This is a genomic window from Micromonospora sp. IBSANI012 (assembly GCF_052814045.1).
Map to the genome: position 1 here is coordinate 4,260,708 of NZ_CP199933.1, position 23,194 is coordinate 4,283,901.

Below are 23,194 nucleotides of genomic sequence, written 5' to 3' on the forward strand. Positions count from 1 at the left end.
CCGACGCAGACACTCGCCCGTCCCGGGCGCGGACACGGCCGGGACGAGTTAACACTGCTCCCTACCTGCGAACGGACGGTGACCCGGTCCTGGTTCCACCGGCCTATTGCTGGTGTGGGTGGAACGATGCAAGACGTGGGAGCTGCGAAAACTGCTATGCCTGTTACCTCGCCTCTTGCTGGCGAGCCGATCAAGCGTGCCGATGCCGAGCGGCTCGCGGGAGTGCTGAAGGCATTCGCCGACCCGGCCCGGCTGCGACTGCTCAGTCTGATCCAGTCCGCGCCGGAGGGCGAGGCGTCCGTGAGTGACCTCACCGCGCCGCTTGGTCTCTCCCAGCCGACCGTGAGTCATCACCTTCGGATCCTCACCGAGGCCGGCCTGCTCGAGCGCGAGAAGCGGGGCGTCTGGGCGTACTACCGCATAGTGCCGTCCGCGATCGCGGCGATCGCCGACCTGTTGACGCCGCCGCGCAAGCGGGCGACGAAGAAGGCCCGCTGAGCGGCACTGCCGCATCGTCACCGAGTACTTCGACATCGGCCAGAGCCGCTCCCTCCCGTGGCAGCGCCGAACCCAGGCCAGCCTCCTCCTCGCGGCGCTTCGCGACCCACGGCTCGGGTTCTCCGCCGTCGTCGTCGGCGAACCGCACCGCGCCTTCTACGGCAACCAGTTCGGTCTCACGGTGCCGCTGTTCGCCCACTACGGCGTCGAGCTTTGGGTGCCCGAGATCGGCGGTCCCATCGACCCCGACAATGAGGCGCACGAACTTGTCATGTCCGTTTTCGGCGGCATGAGCAAGGGCGAGCGCAACAGGATCAAGCTTCGCGTCCGCACCGCCATGGCTGCCCAGACCCTCCTCGAGGGCCGCTACCTAGGCGGGCGCCCACCCTATGGCTACACCCTCCGCGACCTCGGACCCCACCCCAACCCTGCCAAGGCCGCCGACGGCAAGCGCCTCAAGGGCCTCACCCCGGACGAGCAGACCGCGCCGATCGTCCGGCAGATCTTCGCCGAGTTCCTCGCCGGTATCGGCCTCTTCGCCATCGCCGAGGGACTCACCGCCAATCACGTGCCCTGCCCACCAGCGCACGACCGCGCCCGCAACCGGCACCGCAGCGGCATCGCCTGGTCCAAGAGCGCCGTCCGCGTCATCCTCACCAACCCCCGCTACACGGCCGGCAGGTGTGGAACAAGCAACGCACCGACGAGGTGCTGCTCGACGTCGACGACGTGGCAATGGGCCACACCGGCGTCATGCGCTGGAACACCCGCGACAGGTGGGTGATCTCCAAGGAGATCACCCACCAGCCACTCATCGACGACGCGACCTTCGAGCAGGCCCAAGCCATCCTGCAACGGCGGGGCCAGGGACCCGGTGGACAACACGTCAGGCAGCGCACCCGCAACCCGTACGGCTTCCGGGGCATGATCTACTGCGCCGCCTGCGACCGACGCATGCAGGGCCAGTACAACCACGGCGACGCCTACTACCGCTGCCGCTTTCCGCAGGAGTACGTCCTCGCCAACCAGGTTGCACATCCCCGCAACGTGTACCTGCGGGAGGACCCGCTCACCGACCCGCTCGATGCCTGGCTGGCCTCCGCCTTCGCACCCCACCGCATCGAACAGACGATCACCGCGATGGCCGATGCCCAGCCTCTGGATCATTCACCAGCCTTAGCCACGGCAGCGCAGTCGATCATCACCGAACGCGACACCAAGCTGGCACGCTACCGCGCCGCCCTCGACGCCGGAGCGGACCCGGCGGTGGTCACCGGCTGGATCGCACAGACCCAGGCCGAACGCGCCCGTGCGGAAGCAGATCTGAACGCAAACGAGGGCGACAGCCCACGCCGGATGAGCCGAGCAGAGATCACGACCCTGGTGACCGCACTCGGCGACATCGCCGCCGTGCTCCGCGACGCCGACCCCGCTGACAAGGCCGAGGTCTACCGGCAACTCGAACTCCGGCTCGCCTACCATCCCTGAAACGCAAACGGTGCGCGTTGCAGCTGATCTCAGCGCGCACCGTGGGGTTATGGGTCGTGTCCGAGGGGCGACACGAACCATTACCCCACCGCTGATGGCGATCGGCGCGACCTTGAAGCTCGCACAACTCTAGCCAGTCCGGAATGGCGGCGCTGGTCGGCAAGTAGCCGGCACAGGAGCAGGCCGTGGTGGCCGTCATACGGGAATCGACTCCGGTGGCGGCGCGGCCGGCCTGCCCATGGCTGCTCCGAGCTTCGTGCGGCTGGCTATACACAGTTTCCGTACACCGGGCGAGGTTGGCCTCCACGATCTTTGGGCTGTTGAACAGACGCGGGATGCGTCGGAGACCGTGCGGTGCGTACAGTTCCGGGTCGGACTTGGGGTGGGCCGGGTAGATCCGGCGCAGGGAACGGGACGAGACAGCGACGGCATGACGGCGGACAACATTACCGAAACCGGTCAATGCGGCATTGACCGCGGCCGGCTGGAGACCTGTCTCAGCGTCTTCGAGGCGTTGGAGGACCTTCCTCCCGATCACCCCGACGTGGTGCGGGTGCAACGGGCCACCGCGAAGCTCTACAAGGTGATCAAGCAGCGGCGACGCGAGGAACGGCGGGATGCCATCGCGGCGGCCGACCGCGCGGTGACGGCGGCCACCGCCACCGGCGCCCCTGGCAGGATCGACGACGAGACCCGGGGCATCCCCCTCGCCTCCCCCACCGTCGGTACCACGGCCGGCTTCCTGCACAATCCGCGCGGCTGCTACGTCTGCAAGCAGCGCTACCGCGAGGTGGACGCCTTCTATCATCAGCTCTGCCCGCCCTGCGCCGCGCTCAACCGGGAGCGCCGGAACGCCCGCACCGACCTGACCGGCCGGCGCGCGCTGCTCACCGGCGGCCGGGCGAAGATCGGCATGTACATCGCGCTGCGGCTGCTGCGCGACGGCGCGCACACCACGGTGACCACGCGGTTTCCGCACGACGCGGTCCGCCGATTCGCCGCGATGCCCGACAGCGCGGACTGGCTGCACCGCCTGCGGATCGTCGGGATCGACCTGCGCGACCCCGCCCAGGTGATCGCCCTCGCTGACTCGGTCAGTGGCCAGGGACCACTCGACATCCTGATCAACAACGCGGCGCAGACCGTCCGCCGCACTCCCGCGGCGTACTCGCAGCTCGTCGCCGCGGAGGCGGCGGCCCTGCCGGACGGCCCGCTGCCGGAGATGATCACGTTCGCCAAACCGGCCGGCCGGAGCGACCCGGCGGGCAGCCTGACCGCCCCGCCGCAACCGGCGATCACCCCGCACGCGCTCACCGCGCTGGCGCTGACCAGTGGCTCCGCCTCGCCGGAACGGATCGCGGCAGCCACCGCCATCGACGCCGGCGGTCTGGTGCCGGACCTCGACCCCGTCAACAGCTGGGTGCAGCGGGTGCACGAGGTGAACCCGATCGAACTGCTCGAAGTGCAGCTGTGCAACGTGACCGCGCCGTTCGTGCTGGTCAGCCGGCTGCGACCGGCGATGGCCGCAGCGACCGCCCGCCGCAAGTACGTGGTGAACGTGTCAGCGATGGAGGGCCAGTTCGGCCGCGGCTACAAGGGGCCGGGGCACCCGCACACCAACATGGCTAAGGCCGCGCTGAACATGCTGACCCGGACCAGCGCCCAGGAAATGCTGGCCGACGGCATCCTGATGACCAGCGTCGACACCGGCTGGATCACCGACGAGCGGCCCCACCCGACGAAGATGCGGCTGGCGGACGCCGGCTTCCACGCCCCGCTGGACCTGGTCGACGGCGCGGCCCGGGTCTACGACCCGATCGTCCGCGGCGAACAGGGCGAAGACCTGTACGGCTGCTTCCTGAAGGACTACGCGCCCTGCGCCTGGTGATCAGCGCACCCACCCCGCCGTCGGCCGCCCGGGCTCAGGCCGGCGCCAGGAGTTCGGGCCACCCACTGACGCCGACGTCGCCCGACAACTACGACGGGCTGACCCAGGGGCACAGGCACCCGACCAGCCAGCCGCAATCTTCTTCTAATCGGAAGGCCGGTATGGGCCATCCGTGGGCCAGTAACCGTGGAGCGCAGCGGGCACGAGCGGGCACGGGACGCAACCGGGCCGGCCGCCACCCGCAGGCGTTTCGGGCATCACGACCGCTTGAGCACGCTCTTCCAAACTGAGGTTCCCGACCAGCCCGATTGGCCTGTCACTAGCGGTCATACTTAGCGGGTGGGGACCGCGGACCTGACGTATGGCGGCGTCGTGCCGGCGCTGATCGAGGTCGTCCCGGAGCTGCGCAGTGCCTTAAACGAGCACATCCGGGACAACGACGAGATCCTCCCGCATGTCTTCTTCGGCTGTGAAGTGGTGCCCTTCGCCTTGGACGCATGGAAGCACGGGAGAGCCGACGTTCTCGCTCGATATCTTGCGGTCCTGGATGCCGCTATGGTCAGCCCGGATCCCAGCACGCGGGAGCTCGTGGCGGTGTCCTTCGTTGAATCCGTTGGGCCCTGGGATCCGACGATGGCGGACTTCATCGCGATCTGGCCGCGGGCCCTCGCGGAGGAAGCCGCCGCACAGGTTGGATAACCGCAGTACAGCCATCCGTACAGCCAAGACGATCGACGAGGGGCAGCGGAGAGCGACACCGGCAGACGGAGCGTGCAGGTCAGCGACTGTGAGCGACGCCGGCAGACCGAGCGCCCGATCTTTGCAAGGCAGGGGTTAGGGGTTCAAGTCCCCTGGGCTCCACCAGCACTTCACCGGCTGATCTCGGTTCCGAGTACGGCCACCTGTACAGCCAAGCGGTCACGCCGTCCCTCCTCGCCCAGCAGTCGATCGATTGCCGAGGCAGCCTGACGAGCCCGCGCCGGCAGGACTCGCTGGATGGCGCTTAGCCGCATGACGTTGACGCGCCGTGCCGAGTCGGGGGTGCGATTTCCGCGCGCGGTGATCGTGAGTTTTGGTACGTCCGCCGGCTCGAACTGGTCGACTTCCCTACCGCGTACCGGGTGCCGCGCAGGGCCGCCGGCTGGCTATCGTTCTCTGCCATGCTTCCTTCTAGTAACGACGCTTGGTCGACTGACGAGGACCTGCGGGCTGCGCACGAGCGCTTCGCTGCACGCATCCCCGGGTATGTGCAGCCGACCGCGTACACGCTGGCGCGCAGGGGTCCGGGCGGGCTGACGGTCGGGTACCTAAACGGGCCGGGCGGGGAGCACAAGTTGCCAGCGGCCGTCCTGGCTTTGGTGTGTGGCTACGTCAACAGAAGCGGCGTCTTCCGGCTCAGCCGCGACCAGGTGGCCGAGGCGGTCGAGCTACTGGCACCGGCCGAGGCAGCCACCCACTGGGAACATCCGAACCTCTGGTCGTGGCGCAGGCTGCTCACCGCTGTCGAGCCAGGCAGCTCCTTTCTTGCCTATTTCGTAGCTCCCGGCCGTGAAGACGAGTCGGAGGCTGCAGGGTAGGCGGCGACTGCACAGGCAAAGCACCGGCGGCAAGTAGTCCGTAGGCGGTGCGCCTGCGACCGCTGCCGCAGATCACCTGGCGAACGCGTGTCGCACATCAATGAGCCCTTTTCATCGTGGCGGTGCTGGTCACCGCCTGTAGGGGTTCGGTGTGGGAGAAGGACGTCGCTTGCGGTCAGGCGGTTGTGGAACGCTGGAAGAGTGCGCCGGAGCCGCGGCCGGGTACATCGACGGTGCGGACGTGCTGGAAGCCGTGCTGGCGGTAGTAACCATGAAGTCGGGTGTTCGTGCGCCATGCGTCAAGGCGCAGCCAGGTCTTGCGGGCGTGCCGGGCATGGCCGGTGGCCTGATCCATCATCCACGCGCCGATCCCATGGCCGCTGCGGGTCCGTTCCACGGCGAGGTGCCGCAGGTAGAGGGCCGCACCAGGATCGTCCGCAGGCCTCCAGAAGTCCTTGTCGGGCTGCTCATCGAGGTTCATCGTGGCGACCGGGATGCCGGAGGTCGTCTCAGCCAGATGCAACGTGCCCGCGTCGATGCTGGGACGCAACTCCTCGGCGTGCCAGGGATGTCCACCCCACTGGTCCAAGTCTTGCCGCTGCAGCCACTTCACGGCCCCGTTGAGGATGGCGAGAAGAGCATCGAGATCAGCCTGGCCGGCGGGTCGCATTCGATACATCACTGAGCCTCTTCATCGTGATTGCGGGTGCCTGGCCAGGCGTGCGGTTGCGTGTCGCTGATCCAGATAGGACAAAGCTCCCGGTAGGACAGCAGTCGACCAAGAACGACCTCCAGCACGGGAGCTTCGTTGCTGACCTATCCTGCCAGCATCCCGCTGTCGACGCGCAGCCTGACCCGCCTGACCGACCTGATCCGCGCCCCGGCGCAAGACGCTCGGGTGGCCGGTGGCGCCGGAGGAACGGGGGCATCGCGAATGTCGAGTCCCACCTGATGCTTGACGAATCCGTCCCAGGTGTTGCTTGACGGTTGGTCTAGAGATAAGTGCGGAGATCGTATCGCCGTCCTGGCGCTACGGGGTCCTGGCGTGGTGGTGAACCGACCCTCGGTGTGGCCTGACCGATGATTCTTCCGCGCCGTGCTGGTCTGTACGCCGAGTACCGACTCACGGGAGGCTGACACCATGCGAAAACTGACCTTCGGCATGAACCTGAGCCTGGACGGCTACATCGCCGCGCCCGGCGACGACCTCGGCTGGAGTGTGCCGAGCGACGAGCTGTTCCAGTGGTGGTCCGACCGGGTGAGGGCGACAGGCATGGCGCTGTACGGGCGCAAACTGTGGGAGACGATGAGCTCCCACTGGCCGACCGCCGACCAGCAGCCGGGTGCCACACCGGCGGAGATCGAGTTCGCCCGCCGCTGGCGGGACATGCCGAAGGTGGTGTTCTCCTCGACGACCAGCACGGTCGACTGGAACACCCGCCTGGTCACCGGCGACGCGGTCACCGAGATCACCCGGCTCAAGGCCGAGGACGGTGGCCCCATGGATATCGGCGGCGCCACACTCGCCGCAGTGGCCATGCGGGACGGGCTGATCGACGAGTACGCGATCGTCACCCATCCGGTCCTGGTAGGTGGCGGCACGCCGTTCTTTGCGGCCCTGGACAACTGGGTGAACCTGACCCTGGTGGAGACCCGGACGTTCCCTGACGGCGTGGTCCTGACCAGGTACGAGACCAGGCGCTGAGTACCCCAACCTCGGATCGGCCCGGGCTTCGGGCCGCCCAAGGATGGGCCGGCGATGTCGTACTCCGGATGATGAGTTACACGTTGGCTTCACTTGATCCGTTACATCGTGCGGCTGCTGGACCGGCACCGACCGTGACGGTGATGGCCGCGCACCGTGCCATAACCTGCGAAGCCGACCGCTCAACTGCCGCAGGCTTAGGTTCCCCGCCAGCCGGGCTCGGACGGACGCGGCACCCGTTCCGGCAGTTCCAGCGCCGGCATGGATTGGCGCGAAGCGGGCTGGCATGATCCGGGCGTGCGGAAGATTGTCGTCCTGGTCGGACTCGTCGTGTCGCTGACCGCCTGCGGGTCGCTCGGCGACGATGCCCGGAACAAGCCCTACGAGGTCAACTCCCCCACCATGGAGCCAACGATCACGGAGGGGTCGGTTGTCACCGCTAACGTGGTGAAGCCGGGCGAATACCAGCCGCGCACGGGCGATATTGTGGTGTTCGATCCACCGGACAGCTACGGCTGGAACCCCGATGGAGCCTCACGGATCTTACGAGTGGTGGCGGTACCGGGCGACACCATCGCCTGCTGTGACGCTCAGGGCCGGATCATCCGTAACGGCACCGGCCTGGACGAGCCCTACGTCAAACCACTTGCTTTCGGGGACCCGGCGACGTTCGAGCCCATCACCGTGCCTGCGGGCAAGCTCTACCTCCTCGGCGACTACCGAGAGGCGGCCAACGACTCCTCGCACAACGGCCCCGTGCCGGTGGAAAACGTGATCGGCGTCGTCAAGCGCTGAGCACGCAGCCGGGGCGGGGTGCCTGGGTTGCCGATCTCCACCCGCGCCGGTGATCGCATGTTTTCGCCGACGGCGGTACGTCAGTTACCTACTGTGAGGCCGAAACGCGCACAGGGCCGGGCACTGTCACCCAACATTGGACACCGATCCGTAACGCAACAAGTGGAGCCCGACAAGGATGGGCCGGCACCGAATCCGTCCCACCACATGCTTGACGCTCGGTCTAGAAGACGCATCGATTGACGAGGTGGACCGGGCCCGGTGGTTACGTTGTGCTGCTGGGCTTGCTGATCTTCATGTCTCTGGTTGTGGCCCATGCCCGAGCCGCTTCGGTCAGCTTCCCGATCAGGTCAGTCTTGCCCTCGGTGTATGCCTCACGATCGTTCGGATAGCGGTCTGCCAAGTCTCGCTTGAGGGCTTCGTAGTCGGCACGGGCGTCGGGGTGGGCTCGTAGGTAGTCCCGGAAGGTCAAGACGTTGACGTAACGCGGCGAGCCGGTCGGTACCAGGTGTAGGTGATGGGTCCGGTGGCTGGGGCGTGGCTTGCAGAACCAGTGCATGACCTCAGCGAGATAGGGCCAGTAGCGGTAGCTCAGCGGCTCCAGCAGCTCGATGCAGGGGTGCGACGACTCCAGGTCCGCGACGCCAACCATGATGTCGATGACCGGCTTGGCGGCGAGCCCGGGCACTGCCGTGCTGCCGACATGGTGGATGCCGCCAGTGATCCAGGGATCGATGGTCCGGCCGATCAGTCTGGCCTCCTCGACAAACCGCTCGGGCCATGCGACGTCGTAGGGCTCAATGTGGACGGGGGCGTTGACGTCGCTCGAATCGCTACGGCTGTCCGGCATGGCGATCACTCTGCCAGGGCAGCGGTCTCGCTGCAGTCCCAGCAGTAAGCCGACGATCATGTCAAGCATCTGGTGGTGAGGTTGACCCGGTTGCATGGACACGGGTTTGTTAGGCGGCAGCTGCCACCAGGGTGATCCTCTCGTAGTCGGTTGGGCTGTAGTAGTCCAGAGCGCTGTGGCGGCGGTGGCGGTTGTAGAAGGTTTCGATGTAGTCGAAGACGGCGGTAGCCAGTTGGCGGCGGGTGGCCCAGTAGTGGCGGTCGAGTAGTTCGGTTTGCAGGGTGGGGAAGAAGCTTTCGGCCATGGCGTTGTCGAGGCAGTCGCCGACGGTGCCCATTGAGGCGGCGATGCCGGCGGCGCGCAGCGCGCGGCCGAAGGCCAGCGAGGTGTACTGGGCGGATTCAACCGGTGGTTGCAACACCGGGTTGCTGGAGCGATCGTAGGTGTTCGTCGAGGACTTCGGCTGGGGTCTTCCAGCCGAGGGTTTTCCGGGGTCGGCTGTTGAGGGCGTGGGCGACGGCGTTGATCTCGTCGGCGCTCCATCGGGATAGGTCGGTGCCTTTCGGGAAGTACTGCCGCAGCAGCCCGTTGGTGTTCTCGTTGGTGCCGCGTTGCCAGGGGCTGTGTGGGTCGGCGAAGAACACCGGGACGCCGGTTTCGACCGTGAATCGTGCGTGCGCAGACAGCTCCTTGCCGCGGTCCCATGTCAGCGACCTGCGCAGTTGCTCGGGCAGTTGGGTGATCGTCTCGGCGAGGGCTTTGCTCATCGTGATCGCCCCATAGCCGGCGAGAGCGGGGCCGTTCTTTGTCCGCGGGATCACCCCCCAGCCGGCCTCACGTGGCAGGTGGATCAGCATCGTGAACCTCGTCGTCCGCTCGACCAGTGTCCCGATCGCGGAGCGCTGCAACCCGATGATCAGATCCCCTTCCCAGTGCCCGGGGACGGCACGGTCCGCGACTTCGGCGGGCCGTTCACTGATCAGCGTGTCGCTGGTGACGTGCGCCCATGCGCGTTGCTTCGCGCGGGCTCGGGGAACCCGAAGCGCCCGACCGGTCCGCAAGCAGGTGACGAGTTCGCGCTTGAGGGCGCCACGGCTCTGAACATAGAGCGCCTGGTAGATCGCCTCGTGGCTGATGCGCATGGACTCATCCTCCGGGAACTCGGCCCTGAGCCGGCGGGAGATCTGCTCCGGGCTCCACCCGGTCGTCCATGCCCGATCGGCCCGGTGGGGTTTGTTGCGGCCCTTCCACTGCGGGCCCTGCGGGCCGGTGACCGGCCGGCCGTCCGCTGTCCGGATCGCGCCCGCAAGCCGTTGCTGGACGTACTCTCGGAGCCGCTCATTGGCCAGCAGCTTCGCGGTCTTCGGCCGGCGGGCTCGACGTGCCGCATGCCACTGCGCGGTCGAGGCCTTGTAGTCCAACCGGTACGTCCTGGTCGAGGCGTTGCGCCGCAACTCCCGCGAGATCGTCGACGGGTCCCGGCCGAGCCGGCGTGCGATCTCACGAACGCCCATGCCTTGCGCCCGCGACAAAGCGATGTCCTCTCGTTCGCTGAACGACAAATGGCGGCCCGACACCGCCGGCGGCAAGGCAGCGATCCGATCGGGTGTGATGACCGTACGCACGGACCTGGTCCTCGACGCCCTGTCCATGGCCATCGCGGCACGTCGACCCCCACCCGGGCTGGTGCATCACTCCGATCAGGGAGCCCAGGGCGGATTCAACCGGTCGTCGCAACACCTTGTCGGAGAGGTGGAGCGATGGCGTACGGGCCGAGGCAGAAGCAGGTTCGGGAGTATCGGGGTCAGATCCCTTCGCCGGGACGGCCGACGGTGGCGTGGCGTGAGGACCGGGTCAAGTTCTGGGCTGAGGACGCGGCCGCGGCGGCTGGGCGTGTCCTCGCCGGTCGGGTTCCGTTGGTTCCGGCACGCTGGCGGCGTGAATCCTACGTGCTCTGCCATGGCCCAGCCCACGACCCGGCGGCTGTAGGCGTCAACGATCACGGCCAGGTAGAACCAGCCTTGGCCGGTGCGTTGCTGCGTGATGTCTGCGACCCGCAGTTTGTTGGGCCGGTCCGGGGTGAAGTTGCGTTTAACCAGGTCCGGGCTGGGCGTGGCGGTCGGGTCCCGGTGGGTCAACCCGATGCGTCGGCGCGGGTGCAACCCGACCAGCCCGGCGGTACGCATGAGTCGGGCGACGCGTTTGCGCCCGCACCGCACGGCGTGCGCCGCCCGCAGTTCGGCATGCACCCGCGGCGCGCCGTAGGTGCCGCGCGAGGACGCGTGCACGGCGCGCACCAGCGACAGCCGCCGGGCGTCGGTGCGGTCGCGGGTGCTGGGCCGGCGCGCCCGCCAGGCATAGAAGCCAGCCCGCGAAACACCCAGCCGGGCGCACATGAAGCTGATCGGGAAGTTGGCCTTCTCCGCCTCGATGAACGCGAACGTGCTCACCGGGTCTGGTCGTGTTGCCTGGCGAAGAAGGCTGCGGCTTTTTTCAGCAGGTCACGCTCCTGGCGCAGGGTCTTGTTCTCCGCTCGCAGCCGCCGCAGTTCCTCCCGCTCGCTGCCACTGACCCCTGCGGCCGGCCCGCTGGGAACCCCGCCGTCTTCCTCGGCCCGGCGGATCCAGTTGCGCAACGTCTCGTTGGTAATGCCCAGCTCCAGCGCAATCGCCCGCTGGGATTTCCCCGACGTGCGCCACAACTCCACCGCGTGGGCACGAAACTCAGCCGGGTACTTCGATGCTCTCGGCATCTCGACATCCTCTCCCGAGGGCAACCGCCCTCGCCATGGATGGATGTCCATGCAACCGGGTCAACTTCATCTCGCCGGTCCCCACCCCGACCTGTCACCCGGCAGTGCGGATCTCGATCTGCTCGCCGTCGCACTCAAGGGACTCCAGGAGACTCCCGCGCCCGGCGAGTCAGGGTTCACCCCGCCAGCCCGGCTCGGATTCGCACACCCTGCGATGGACGGCGAGATACTCATCCACTCCGACCTCAATCCAGCCAACTTGATCGTGACTCCGCACGGCCTACGGATCGTCGATTGGGCGTGGGCAACGAAGGCAGCTCCGTGGGCGAGCCCGCATTGCTCGTCCAGTGGCTGATCGGCATTGGCCACAGCGCCGAACAGGCAGAAGAGTGGCTGACGCAGCTTCCCGCATGGACCGCGACCGACCGCGAGGTGTTGGACGACTTCGCGTCAGAGAACGCATCGAAGTGGTCGGCCAAGTCCGGCAGAGCACCGAGAGCTGGGTACACGACCTGGCGACTTGGACCGGCGAGTGGGCGGCACACCGGACCGACGGCCATCAGTCAGGCAGGTGAGCGATAGCGGGACGTCTCCCTCGTCACGGGGCCCGGTACCGGTAGCTCCAAGTCCTCCATTAGCCGGCCAGCCCGGTCGGACCGGTAACCCGAGGCCGCCGCCGGGCGCCCCCACGGCGATCGGACCCCAGAGCCGAACGCCCTGCTCCCAATCTGCTCCCAATTTAAGGGGCAACAGCGCGGAAGCCCGTTACCGGTTGAACCGGTGACGGGCTTCCTACCTGGGTATATCCATGGTGGGCGATACTGGGATCGAACCAGTGACCCCTTCGGTGTGAAGCAGGACGCCGCACCGCCTCTGACCTGCGGAAACGAGAAGCCGCAGACAGGGGTGGGTGCAGTTGCGCACCGTTGGGTGCCGTTCGGTGCGGTTGAGGGCCGTTCAATGCACCCTGTTGCTCCCAACCTGCTCCCCCGATCCCGGGCTCGTCACCGAGGTTGCTGCCGTCAGTCTGAGATGGGCGGTCCTGCAGGTTGTTCGGCAACCCGTTGTTGGCTGTTGGCCCGAGCGGCGTTGGCTGACGCCGACGCCCCGCCAGCGACTGTTAGCGTCAGGCGCTCCCGACCTGCTCGCAAAGCCCGGCTATCACCCGGCTCACTCACGGATGCCACGCCTTATCGGCGGCAGAACCGTGCACGTGACCTTGAGAACGGACAGCCGTCACAAGCAGGAATCGCGCGATGACGGCGGTCGTTAGTTCCATCCCGTGGCGTTGCAGGACACGGTCTGGCAGTCCTCGCAGATGAAGAGGCTGCGCCAGCCGTCGCCGTACTCACGGATCCGGTTCTCGACCGAGACGACGTGGAACATCAGCTGTCCGCAGGAGGGGCAGGACGGATTCGCGTAGAGGCCGGTCGGCGGGCCGCCGGCAGTGCCGACGACACCAGGGGTGAGCTGGACGTGGCCGTTGCAATAGACGAGGTCCGCGTCGTAGGGCCGCAGTTCCACCGAGCCCAACCCAAAGCCGGGTACCTCCAGCGAGCGGTAGGTCTCCTCTTCCTCGGCGGCGGGCGGCTCGTCGTACGTGATGGCCTCGCCGTGGTAACGGCCCTGGTCGTCGATGCCTGCGTGGAGGGTCCACGAGCAGGTGGCCCGTATCCCGACGAGGTGGACACGATCGGCCGGCCAAGGTGGCAGGCCCGGCACGTCTGTGTGACGCAACGACAGGTAGTGCCAGGAGATCAGGGTGGCCGAGGGGTGCTCGGCTACCTGTTCGACCGGCAGTCCCACCGGGTGATCTACGGCCGCGAGTTCTCCCGGCTGGTTGATAGGCCGCAGGAAAATGGCGCGGCGATGGGGCGAGAACCGGTTTAGTGCTGGTCCTGTGGGCGGCACCCAGATCCCGCAGAGCTCATACTCTTCGCGGTCTCCGCCGTTACGCACATCCTCTGCGATCGCGCTCAGGGCGGCAGCGCTGCCGATCGCGGCGAGCGCCCAGGCGTCACCGAACGACCAGTGATGACGCAACCTTCGCGCCAAGTGCTCCACACACTGATCCGGTGCACCGCCCAACAGCAGACACTGGTCCGCGAAGCTGACGTCGAACCGTTCGAGCATGTTGGCGATGACTGCCTCCTGGTACGGCCGGAACAACTCCGGTCGCGTGCCTGCGAGGAAAGCCAGATGGTCACCGAGCCCTCGGGTGTCCGAGTCAGGCTGTTGGAGGAGTTCCATCAGCGCGGCAACATCGTCCGGGCTATCTAGCGGTAACGGTGCCATACCCGTCACGGGCTTGATCGGCATCGCGGCAAAATATCACCTCGGCCTCCGGACGACTGCTCCGCCACAGACCAGGCATCGCCGGCGTAAACGCCCGTCGACACGACCGACCCAAGGTAGGCGTCGGCCCGCTGAGCGGAAACCCAGATTTTCCCCGACGAGCCAGGCGCACGCTCATCCGAGGGTCCGGCCTTGCCGTGTACGGTCTGCGGTCATGTCGCTCAAGCTGCTCCCGGTCGGCGAAGTGTGGGTGGACCGCATGATCACGCTGGCCGACGTGCCCTGGGAACGGGCGACGGTCGAGGCGATGTTCGTGGAGTGGGGTCTCGCCCGGCTCGGCGAGGACGTCGGTTGGGAGGGCGGCCCGGGAGCACCCCAGTTCGCCGTCGACCACGAGGGCGAACCGTCGGGGTGGCTGGTCGAGCTCGGCGCGGCCCCGCCGGATCCGGACGTGTGGGTGCACCTGCCGTGCGCGCTGTACTGGCCGGCGTTCGGGGCGGAGGAGCCGGACGACCCCGACGACGAGGACGAGCACGACGAGGACCTGCCCCCGCTGTGGGCTCGGCGGCCGGACGCAAGGCGGGCCAAGTTCCATGCCGAACGGGATCGCCTCGCCGCGCTGATCACCACCCGTCTCGGTACGCCGGAGAGCGTGGTGACCGGAGCGTACGACAGCTACCGGGCGGTGTGGCGACGTGGTGACCGGGCGCTGCTGCTGGAGACGACCGACGACATCCACACGTACTCGCATTACGACGTGCTCGGCATCCGGCTGCGGCGGTACGACCCGTCACTCACCGACCTGGACACCTGACCGAGGCCGGCGCCGTGCCAAGACTACGGCGCGGATACCGGCGCGTCTCGAGGCAGATGAGTGCGCGCGTCCTAGCACTACTGAACCAAGCGCCGAACCTCGATCCGGGCCCCGGGCACTTCGTCAGGCCGAACCCTTCAAACGCACCCTGCTCGACGAATGGGCCTACCCGCAGCCCTACACCAGCAACCAACACCACGCCGACGCCCTACCCGGCTGGCTAACACCTACAACCACCACCGCAACCACACCTCACTCGGCGGCAAACCACCCATCACCCGCGTCAACAACGCGGCTGAGCATTGCACCTAGCCGCAGTGCTGGGCAGCGTCCGCGGAGTAACACCGTCCACAGCCTACTTCGGGCCCGGATTGCTGTCAGTCGGGTGATGAGCCCTGTTGAGCTGCGGTTTCGCCGCTATACCCTCGCTGCTTGTGATTGACGACGACGCTTGGACGGCTCTTCGAACGACCGCCGACATCGCGACGAACGACGGCCACATCGGTACCTCCAGGGTGGTCTACATCGGCGGCGACCTCTGGCTGGACGGTCCGGCCGGAGACCCGGTGGCGCGGGGCCTTGCGGGCAATCCAGCGGCACCGCTCGACGTGCTGCTGCGCCTGCTCGACGACCACGCCGAGGCCGTCCCTGCAGCGTTCCGGCGGCGGGCCGACCTGCCGCCCGCGGTCGTCGCAGCGGCGATGTGTCACCCCCTGGCCCGGGTGCGCGGCGCGCTCGCGGCCAACCGCCACGTCGATCCGGCGTTCCGGCTTCGCCTGCTGGACGACCCCGAGCTTCGCGTCTTCGAGCTGGTCCGTGAGGATCCAGATCTGGCATTGCCGGCTCGCGCGTTCATGCCGTATCTCAACTGGCTCGTCGAGCAGGTCCGGCGTGACCTGATGCCACCGGCCGAGCTGCGCGGCGAGGTGATCGAGATGGCGGTGCGTGACCGTCGTGCGGTGCGCGTCGTCGCCACCCACCCGGAGCCGCTCGTGCGCGTCATCGCGGTCGAACTGCTCGGGGGCTTGGACGAAACGTCCCGCAAAAAACTGCGCCAAGCCTTACTGCACGACGACGTACCGGAGGTGCGGGCGGCGACCGCCCACTTCTATGCCGAGCGGGAACGGGTGCAGGAGCCGGCGGACCTGCCCGTCAACGGGTATGCGTACCGAGGGCTGCTGAGCGACCTTCGGCTCTCGCCCGCACTGATCGAGCACGTGCTCGCCGCCGACGACGGCAGGGAGGGCGCCGACGCGATGGCAACCAACCCGAACCTGCCGCCGGCGGTGGTCGAGGCGTTGTTCAATCACCCATCGGCAGATGTCCGGCGCAGCCTCGCCCAGCGCGAGGACCTGACCGGCTCGCAGCTGGCGCGGCTCACCGCGGACCCCGACGCGTCCGTGCGAACCGCAGTCTCCGTCCATCCCGCGCTCACCGAGCAGGAGCGTGCGGCGATCGACATCGACGTGACCACGGCACCATGGAACCCCTGGATCGGCCTGTGCTGGCACGTGCGGGGAAGGTTGCTGCCTGAACCGCTGCCGCCGCCGGCGGAGTCGGTACGGCTCGCCTCGTCCGTCAACCCGCTGCTACGCCGGCGGGCCGCAGTCGACCCGCGGTTACCGGCCGAGATCGTCACCGCGCTCTCTGACGACCCAGATCCCGGCGTGCGAGCCCTCCTCGCTCATCACCATCCGGCCGCGCCACCCGAACTGCTCCTGCGAGTGTTCCTCGAGTACGAGTACGGTCGATGCGACCGCGGTCGGCTGCTGGCGCTGCCGAACTTCCCGACGGTGGCGCTGGCCCGGTTCGCCGACGACCAGGATCCAGCGGTCCGGCGGCTCGTCGCCCGCGACCCACAGGCAGATCCGGCGCTCGTTGACCGGCTCACCCACGACCCCGACACCGCGGTACGCCGGGCGATGGCGGCATGCCCCCAACTACCGGTGGACCGGATCGTGGACCTGCTCGACGACGCCGAACTGGCCGAGCCCGCAGCGAGGAACCCGGCCCTGCCGGTCGACGTGATGCGCGAGCGACTCGCCTCGTCCCCACCCTCACAGGGGAAGCGCTAACGGTCGATCGGCGCACTCATCTCGGCTACTTGTTTCATTGACCTGCGACCGTGGCCCGGCCAGGCTTCGGTCGAGGCGCCCGGGCTGTCGCTCTCAATTCGGCTGCCCACGCTGGTCGTGTGGCTCTCATTTGGCCTGCGCGGCCCGGGTGCCGCCCCAGGGCGGGGAGAGGCTCAAGAGGGGTTTGCTCGGCTCGAAGTAGCGTTGCCCTCCCGGCTCGACAACCCAGGTGGATCGAGCATCGGAGGACGCGTTGAGTGGCACGTCAGATCGTGTGGTCATCGGCATGGACCCGCACAAGCGCTCTGCCACGATCGAGGTCATGGCCGGCAACGAGACCGTCGTCGGCGGCGGCCGCTTCGACACCGACCGCAACGGCTACACAGCGATGAGGAAGTACGCCAGCCGGTGGCCGAACCGGGTCTGGGCGATCGAGGGCTGCCAGGGCATCGGCCGGCACATCGCCCACCGGCTGCTGGCCGACGGCGAGCAGGTCGTCGACGTCCCGCCGAAGCTGTCCGCCAGGGCGCGGGTGTTCGCCACCGGCCAGGGCCGAAAGACCGACGCCACCGACGCCCACTCCATCGCGCTGGTCGGCACCCGCATGGCCGGGCTGCGCCCTGTCGTCAACGATGAGCAGCTCGCCATGCTGCGGATCCTCGTCGACCGCCGCCGCTCCCTCGGCGAGGACCACACCCGGATGATCTCCCAGCTGCATCAATTGTTGCTGGAGCTCATTCCGGGTGGCGCGAAGAAGAGCCTGTCCGCCGCTCAGGCAAAAGCACTGCTGGCCACGGTCCGGCCCCGTGACGCCGTCGGCAAGGCCCGACGGCGGGTCGCCGCGGAGCTGATCGGTGACCTCGAACGGGTCTACCGACGCTCCAAGGACGCCGACAAGGAACTGACCGAACTGGTGGCCTCCACTGGCACCACCTTGATGGACCTGCACGGCATCGGACCCTCCGGCGCCGCCCGGCTGCTGGTCGAGGTCGGCGACATCACCCGGTTTCCGAACCGGGCCCACTTCGCCTCCTGGAACGGCACCGCCCCCATCGACGCGTCCTCCGGCGAGCAGGTACGCCACCGGCTCTCCCGTGCCGGGAACCGGCAGATCAACCGGGTACTGCACATCATGGCCACGGTCCAGCTACGCAACCCCACCGAAGGCCGCGCCTACTTCGACCGCAAGAAGACGTCCGGGAAGACGTCGATGGAAGCGATGCGAGCACTGAAACGGCGCCTGTCCGACGTCGTCTATCGACGGATGATCGACGACGCCACGACGGCCACGGCGACGGGCCCGGGAGGACAACGGGAGACGACTACTGACTCCAGCGTGACCAGCTCACATCCCCAAGCCGGCTCTTCGGAGAAGTCACTTCCCGGACCCGCCGAGACCCAGGATAGAACTCTCCTCCCGGCGGTGTCTTGACACAGAGGGGAGCCAGTTGAGGATGCCCTCCGGCTGACCAGCGAGAGCCACGGATGCTGACGACTTCGGGCTCGCCGAAGAGGTCACCGAGCAGGAAGCCCTGGTCAGGGCGGTGCGCTGAGATTGATCTTCCAGAAAGCAGGACGACGCCGGACTGACAGGACGGATGAAGAGAAGCCACCTATCACCCGGCCGCATCGGCGGCGCCCCAGCCGTCTACTTGCTATCTGAAGTTGCTCAGCAGCCTCGCGCGCCGGGCAGATGACCACTTCGGTTTTCTCTGGGAGGTCACACCGAACCGCTCGACCGCATCACCGCGGGTCACAGCCCTCGTCCTTGTCCGGTGTCGGTGAACACTTCGGGCGCGGTGACCACTTCGCCAACCTGCACCCAATCTGCTCCCACTTGCAAGGCCAGGCCATCCAGCGGCTCCTTACCGCCGTGACCTGCGCATACTCCCCTGCCAGGCGACATAGATTGCTGTCGACTGCTGCGCAAAACCGCTGAGCACTCCGTGTGAACCGGGACGCTGCATTGCCTCTGACCAGGCAAACGTTGAACCGCAGGTAGGGGCCAGTGCCGTTCAAAGCAGTTCGACGCTGTTGAGTGCAGTTGCGCCCCGTTCAGCGCAGCTCGCTGCTCCCAATCCGCTCCCCCATCACCGGCCTCGCCAGTCCTGCATGAGGGCTCAAGGAGCGGATCGAAGTTCAGCTCGTAGGCGGGCCGGCCGGGGGCGGATTCCCCTGTGACGGTGGCGGCAAGCACGTGTTTGGCATCTCAGTGCAAGCAGCCGAGAGGCAAATCCTGGGTCGCGGTGTGCGTCTAGCTCGGCAACGGGCAGCACCTCGAGTAGTCGACGAATCGGGATGAGGACAGCATCATCTGTCTGCCGGTGAGTCAGACCCGCCCGGCCACCCACCCCACCATCCTCACTGAGTGCCGTCGGGCCCGCCCCTGAGGGGCTCGGCCTGCCGGGGCTTAGCAGTAGAACACGAGGTGGCGCTTCCGGGACGGTCCTCGTCCCGGCAGTATCCGGCCTGCCCGCCGGAGGTCGTGCGAGGCTCCGCTCTCTCTACTCGCCGCGGAGGCCGGGCACCTTCACGACGATGAACTCGCTGTCGTCCGCGCGGCCGGGGTTGCGGCCCGTGTTAGGGAAATTGTTGTCACAGCCGAGCAGCAACCGGTTGCCGGCAATCTGATGGATGGCCTCGATCGACTCGCACGTCACGCGGTACGGGTCGCCGAGTCCCACGTCGCCGTTGTGGACGGGGGGCAGGGAAACCAGGTCCGGGTCGGGCACGGCCACCAGGTCGACGGTCGTCGTCTTCACGAGGGACCCGCCTGCATCGGTATCGGTGAGGTTGATGACGTACACCTTGCGGAACAGCGCGTTCAGCCCAAGACCGCCGTCGCGCTCGATCACCGCGAGGTGGTGCCGGTCGAGGGCAACCATGTCTGACACGAAGTAGCCGGGCTGCTCGGTCTGGTACAGCCAGACCCGTCCCGTGAAGGCCTCGTCGCGGACGCTGAACTCGAAGACGTGGCGCCGCGTGGTGCCGAGTTCGGCCACCGTGGCCCCCTCCAGCGCCGGGTACAGGTACTGGCCGTCCGGGCTGATGGCCATGGCCTCGAAGCCGCGGCTGTTGGGCTGGGTTGCCGCCGCACCGCCGAGGTGGGGGTTGTTGGGCGACCGCAGGCCGCCCGGAGCCGCGAAGGGCGGGTCGAGCAGTTTGCCGGTGGCGTCGAAGTGCAGGACCCACGGGCCGAACTCGTCGCCTACCCACAGGTCCCCATCAGCGCCACGCTGCAGGGACTCAGGATCGATGTCGCCGCCGGTCAACGACCGTTCGGTCGTCCCCTCGTTGACGATCGTGAAGCCGATCAGACCGTCGGAGTCACGGAACTGGATGAACTCGTTCAGATCGACGGCGACCTCGCCGCTCCCATCCTTGGCGGTCTTGAAGTCCGGCCGGATGTAGTAGGCGCGGATGAGGAAGTCCCTCGAGTTCGCCTTGGCGCCGAACCCGTTGTCTGGCATGGCGAGGTATTCCCCCGGGTGTCGGCCAGCGACGATCGCCGAGAACCCCTCGACCGGCTGCGAAGGCAGCGGGAATGTGATCCCGTTGACGGTCCCGGGAGGCAAGAGGGTCCCGGAGGGCGGGCCGGGGGCGTATGTCTCGGCCGGCAGCACGGCGCGACCGAGCAGGGTCGGTTGCGCGCTTCCGGTGTCATCGGCGTGTGCGCCGAGGGATGGGATCGCCAGCGTCGCCGCGAGCGCGGCAGCGGCGAACGTGGACAGTCGCTTGATCATCACCGGCTCCTCAGGACGGTGTGCACTAGTGAGCTTGCGTAAGCCCGTGTCCCGGGTACACGTTGCCGAGGTCCGACGCCCGCACGGGACCGACTCGGTCTCCAGCCTGACCCAAATCGGAACGGGTGACCATCCGCTCAACGATGCGATTGCGTGGACGATTGACCGGTAGGGGTTCGCCGTCGCCGGCTCACCAACGCGCGACTTCCGATTCCGGCGCAACCGCCGAATTATGCTCATCGAGGAGAACAGACAGTCATTGCAGTGTGTCGATCAATTCGCGCAGCTCGTCGTCCGTTGCAGCATCCGTGCTAGCGTTCGCCACCGTTCCGTCGGAGGCGACGAAACCAACCGCGGTTGGCTTGGTCTGCCCGGCTTCGATACCGGTTGCCTGGCTGATCTGGTATCCGGCCGCACCCTTGATGTCCACGCCAACCGGCACGGGGAACGGGCCTGCCGCCTTCGACGCCTCCTCGGCCAAGGACGCGGCGTCGGCCGGGTTGAGCAGGCTGCCCTTCCAATCTGCGGGCGGTACTGCGACGAGCATGCCGATCACCCGCGGTCGGACGCCGCCCTGCGTCAATGGTAGGAGCCGAGCCACCATCTTTCGGATGCCCGCCGCGTCTCCGACGACGATCACCAACGGCGGCGGATAGTTAGCCAATGCGAGCTCGCCGCCGCCCACCCGCGGCAGGCGGAAGTCCTCGATCCTCACATCGGACGCGTCGTGCACGCCGACGGGTAGCTCAGTGGAGAACGTGCCAGCGTCCACAGTGTGAACGAAGTCGACGTGCCCAGCCACGATGGACAGCGCCGCTCCATCGTCCTTGAGTAGCAGCCCTGTCGCCTGATCCAACGACATCTCGTGCGGCTCGGGCATCCCGCCCTCGTCAGTCGAGGCGGCGCAGGCATGGCGGACCGCGGTACGCCCGAGTAAGGTGTGCGTCCCCAAGCGGCGGGCCTCCGGGCACGCCCGCCGGAAATGCTGCGAGCCCTCCCGAAGGACGTAGACCGGCCGCTGGCCGGCGTCCGGGTCGTCGACCCGGGTGTACGCCGGCTCGCCATTCGGGTTGTAGTCGAGCAGGACCTGGCCGTCCCACACCATCCAGCTGCCGTCCGTCCTCTTCTCCCAATCCGTCTCCGGTTCCCCAAAGTAGTTAATGCGGGTACGCCGATCGCCGTCGGCGATCACCTCGTACTCCTGACGGAACTCCTGTCCGTCCTGCCTCATGATCATGGTGTAGCGTCCGCGAATCACTCCAAGCGTCTGCTTGACAACCCCAGTCGAAGTTCCTGCCGGCGGAGCCTGCCGCACCGGCTGCCCACAGCTGGTGATTGTCAGCACCGCTGCGGCCCAACCGCCGATGGCCAGCCACCACGGACGCCGCGCAGACCGGCAAGATCTCCGGGTTGTTGTTGTGGGAGGTCGCGGGTCGTCCATGGCAGGACTTCCTAACGTTGTCGACGCCGGCCGAACGCTTTCCCTGCCGGCGTGGCGAGTGTCGCCTGCTCCGGATCGCCGCCCCCGCTCCCAGCCTTCTCGCCGGAGACACCGCCGTCAATTGGCTGATAGTTGTCATCGATTCGACCGGAGGCCGTGCCAAGATCATCACGCGGCGGGGCCGTCTGGCCACGGTATCGATTGGTGTTGCCGTCCCGCGGCAACAGAGGCTGAACGTCTTCAACTGCGCCGAACGGAACAGCTGGTTGACGTCGGTCTCCAGATCGCCTGTTCGCCCGGAGCCCAGCCGCCCCTGGATGGAGGCCGGGTCGACCTTGACCACCACGCCGTCGATCTAGCGGTTCCTGGCCACGGTGAGCAGCTGGAGCAGCGCCTGGTTCGCGGCGTTGATGTCGTCGCCGATGAAGGCGTCGCAGAGGCATGTGCCCGATGCCGCGGCGACGCAGCTCAGGGCGGAAGGCCTTGGAGCTGTAGCCCTTGGCCCGGACCACGGCGCCGTCGTGTGCTGGCGGCAGCGGTTGCCAGCCGGTTGGGAGCTGCGTGCGGGCGACCGGGCCGGGCGGCTCGCCGACGACCTGCGTGCGTTGTTCGGCCAACTGATGCTGGAGCAGGACCCCTGGGAGGCGCAGGACGGCACGGGCGCAGAGGTGCGCGGCGCCGTCGACGAGCTAGGAGACAGCGGCGACCCGCACGCCCGGTCCGCTACGGCGAAGCGACGCGGGCTCGTACAGGCGACCGTGCTCGACTGGCGCAGCGCCCTGGACCAGGCCACGCTCGTCAGGCAGCGCAGGCTCCGGTGTCTCGCCTTGGACCGGGCGGCGGCCGACGACGACGTGGCGCTGCTCGCGCGGCTGGTGGCGCTGAGATGTGATCCGGCGGAGGAGGTCCGCAACGGGTTGGCCCCGATCGACCTGGCCCTGCCCCATCGGGCCTCCGCAGTCGTCCGGTGGCTCCTCGAACAACGCGTTCCGGTCGAGAACTCTCTGCAAGTCGGCGCGCACGCCGTCGACCTGGAACTTGCCCGGAACCTCCTCGACTGCGGCGCGTCGGTCAATGCGTGCGCCGTCACGCGGGCGCTGGACAACGTGCCGTTGGGCGCAGTTGACTGCCGTTGAGTGCACCCGTCTGCTCCCATCCCGCTCCCCCCGGATCCTGGTCCCCATGGCAGACGGCCCGGGTCAGCCGCACCAGGATTGTTCCGGCCGGTTGTGCGGGCCGCTCCGATCATGGGCGGGGCCGTGTTCCGGCCTCG

The 23,194-nt window shown here is 67.7% G+C and carries 19 protein-coding genes and 5 pseudogenes; 15 read left to right on the forward strand and 9 right to left on the reverse strand.

The window, feature by feature from the left end; translation table 11 throughout:
• Window positions 1-126 precede the first annotated feature (126 nt).
• The 6 genes and pseudogenes from ACTWM8_RS19655 (at window position 127) to ACTWM8_RS19680 (ending at window position 5,451) form a co-directional block, all read left to right on the forward strand.
• Entirely contained in the window at window positions 127-498 is a 372-nt protein-coding gene (locus tag ACTWM8_RS19655) for an ArsR/SmtB family transcription factor (protein ID WP_446210333.1), read from the forward strand.
• 34 nt (window positions 499-532) lie between these two features.
• Window positions 533-1,299 (forward strand): annotated as a pseudogene (locus ACTWM8_RS19660) (recombinase family protein); the annotation flags it as partial.
• Between the two features lie 153 nt (window positions 1,300-1,452).
• On the forward strand, window positions 1,453-1,986 hold the full coding sequence (locus ACTWM8_RS19665) for a hypothetical protein (protein ID WP_446214600.1): 534 nt from the start codon (window positions 1,453-1,455) through the stop codon (window positions 1,984-1,986).
• Between the two features lie 430 nt (window positions 1,987-2,416).
• Window positions 2,417-3,874, forward strand: coding sequence for an SDR family NAD(P)-dependent oxidoreductase (locus ACTWM8_RS19670; RefSeq protein WP_446210334.1), 1,458 nt, complete (start codon window positions 2,417-2,419; stop codon window positions 3,872-3,874).
• Between the two features lie 339 nt (window positions 3,875-4,213).
• Window positions 4,214-4,573 (forward strand): DUF7674 family protein, encoded by a 360-nt coding sequence (locus tag ACTWM8_RS19675; RefSeq protein ID WP_446210335.1) that lies wholly within the window; start codon window positions 4,214-4,216, stop codon window positions 4,571-4,573.
• A gap of 461 nt (window positions 4,574-5,034) precedes the next feature.
• Window positions 5,035-5,451 (forward strand): hypothetical protein, encoded by a 417-nt coding sequence (locus tag ACTWM8_RS19680; RefSeq protein WP_446210336.1) that lies wholly within the window; start codon window positions 5,035-5,037, stop codon window positions 5,449-5,451.
• A gap of 175 nt (window positions 5,452-5,626) precedes the next feature.
• On the opposite strand, the gene ACTWM8_RS19685 is transcribed toward ACTWM8_RS19680, so the two are convergent.
• Window positions 5,627-6,130 (reverse strand): GNAT family N-acetyltransferase, encoded by a 504-nt coding sequence (locus ACTWM8_RS19685; RefSeq protein ID WP_446214601.1) that lies wholly within the window; start codon window positions 6,128-6,130, stop codon window positions 5,627-5,629.
• 462 nt (window positions 6,131-6,592) lie between these two features.
• On the opposite strand from ACTWM8_RS19685, the gene ACTWM8_RS19690 reads away from it, so the two are divergent.
• Both ACTWM8_RS19690 and lepB read left to right on the forward strand, forming a co-directional pair.
• Window positions 6,593-7,156, forward strand: coding sequence for a dihydrofolate reductase family protein (locus ACTWM8_RS19690; protein WP_111135932.1), 564 nt, complete (start codon window positions 6,593-6,595; stop codon window positions 7,154-7,156).
• Window positions 7,157-7,453: 297 nt separating this feature from the next.
• A complete protein-coding gene (lepB, locus tag ACTWM8_RS19695; RefSeq protein WP_446210337.1) occupies window positions 7,454-7,951 on the forward strand; it encodes a signal peptidase I in 498 nt (165 codons plus the stop codon).
• A 265-nt stretch (window positions 7,952-8,216) separates the two neighbouring features.
• On the opposite strand, the gene ACTWM8_RS19700 is transcribed toward lepB, so the two are convergent.
• The 3 genes and pseudogenes from ACTWM8_RS19700 to ACTWM8_RS19710 all read right to left on the reverse strand — a co-directional run.
• Entirely contained in the window at window positions 8,217-8,870 is a 654-nt protein-coding gene (locus ACTWM8_RS19700; protein ID WP_446210338.1) for a GrpB family protein, read from the reverse strand.
• A 40-nt stretch (window positions 8,871-8,910) separates the two neighbouring features.
• A complete protein-coding gene (locus ACTWM8_RS19705) occupies window positions 8,911-9,222 on the reverse strand; it encodes a transposase (RefSeq protein ID WP_446210339.1) in 312 nt (103 codons plus the stop codon).
• Window positions 9,203-10,378, reverse strand: a pseudogene (locus tag ACTWM8_RS19710) (IS30 family transposase); the annotation flags it as partial. The gene ACTWM8_RS19705 and the pseudogene ACTWM8_RS19710, both read right to left, overlap by 20 nt.
• Window positions 10,379-10,561: 183 nt before the next feature.
• Here ACTWM8_RS19710 and ACTWM8_RS19715 point away from each other — a divergent pair.
• Window positions 10,562-10,748, forward strand: a pseudogene (locus ACTWM8_RS19715) (IS30 family transposase); the annotation flags it as partial.
• A gap of 62 nt (window positions 10,749-10,810) precedes the next feature.
• Here ACTWM8_RS19715 and ACTWM8_RS19720 read toward each other — a convergent pair.
• From ACTWM8_RS19720 to ACTWM8_RS19730, 3 genes and pseudogenes are all read right to left on the reverse strand, one after another.
• Window positions 10,811-11,251 (reverse strand): annotated as a pseudogene (locus tag ACTWM8_RS19720) (IS3 family transposase); the annotation flags it as partial.
• Window positions 11,248-11,604 (reverse strand): transposase, encoded by a 357-nt coding sequence (locus ACTWM8_RS19725; protein ID WP_446210340.1) that lies wholly within the window; start codon window positions 11,602-11,604, stop codon window positions 11,248-11,250. The pseudogene ACTWM8_RS19720 and the gene ACTWM8_RS19725, both read right to left, overlap by 4 nt.
• A 1,218-nt stretch (window positions 11,605-12,822) precedes the next feature.
• Entirely contained in the window at window positions 12,823-13,872 is a 1,050-nt protein-coding gene (locus tag ACTWM8_RS19730) for a hypothetical protein (RefSeq protein WP_446210341.1), read from the reverse strand.
• 190 nt (window positions 13,873-14,062) lie between these two features.
• On the opposite strand from ACTWM8_RS19730, the gene ACTWM8_RS19735 reads away from it, so the two are divergent.
• The 4 genes and pseudogenes from ACTWM8_RS19735 to ACTWM8_RS19750 all read left to right on the forward strand — a co-directional run bounded on the left by ACTWM8_RS19735 (window position 14,063) and on the right by ACTWM8_RS19750 (window position 18,169).
• Window positions 14,063-14,662: a hypothetical protein gene (locus ACTWM8_RS19735; RefSeq protein ID WP_446210342.1), complete on the forward strand. Its 600-nt coding sequence runs from the start codon at window positions 14,063-14,065 to the stop codon at window positions 14,660-14,662.
• A gap of 130 nt (window positions 14,663-14,792) precedes the next feature.
• A pseudogene (locus ACTWM8_RS19740) lies at window positions 14,793-14,974 on the forward strand (integrase core domain-containing protein); the annotation flags it as partial.
• A 122-nt stretch (window positions 14,975-15,096) separates the two neighbouring features.
• Window positions 15,097-16,737: a hypothetical protein gene (locus ACTWM8_RS19745; RefSeq protein ID WP_446210343.1), complete on the forward strand. Its 1,641-nt coding sequence runs from the start codon at window positions 15,097-15,099 to the stop codon at window positions 16,735-16,737.
• A 322-nt stretch (window positions 16,738-17,059) separates the two neighbouring features.
• Window positions 17,060-18,169 carry an IS110 family transposase gene (locus ACTWM8_RS19750; RefSeq protein ID WP_446210344.1) on the forward strand — a complete coding sequence of 370 codons (1,110 nt, stop codon included), beginning with the start codon at window positions 17,060-17,062 and terminating at the stop codon, window positions 18,167-18,169.
• A 1,072-nt stretch (window positions 18,170-19,241) separates the two neighbouring features.
• On the opposite strand, the gene ACTWM8_RS19755 is transcribed toward ACTWM8_RS19750, so the two are convergent.
• Window positions 19,242-20,480, reverse strand: coding sequence for an esterase-like activity of phytase family protein (locus ACTWM8_RS19755; RefSeq protein WP_446210345.1), 1,239 nt, complete (start codon window positions 20,478-20,480; stop codon window positions 19,242-19,244).
• Window positions 20,481-20,736: 256 nt separating this feature from the next.
• Complete coding sequence (locus tag ACTWM8_RS19760) at window positions 20,737-21,711, reverse strand: hypothetical protein (protein ID WP_446210346.1); 975 nt, start codon at window positions 21,709-21,711, stop codon at window positions 20,737-20,739.
• A gap of 104 nt (window positions 21,712-21,815) precedes the next feature.
• On the opposite strand from ACTWM8_RS19760, the gene ACTWM8_RS19765 reads away from it, so the two are divergent.
• Both ACTWM8_RS19765 and ACTWM8_RS19770 read left to right on the forward strand, forming a co-directional pair.
• Entirely contained in the window at window positions 21,816-22,280 is a 465-nt protein-coding gene (locus tag ACTWM8_RS19765) for a hypothetical protein (protein WP_446210347.1), read from the forward strand.
• Between the two features lie 15 nt (window positions 22,281-22,295).
• Window positions 22,296-23,057, forward strand: coding sequence for a hypothetical protein (locus ACTWM8_RS19770; RefSeq protein WP_446210348.1), 762 nt, complete (start codon window positions 22,296-22,298; stop codon window positions 23,055-23,057).
• Window positions 23,058-23,194 lie beyond the last annotated feature (137 nt).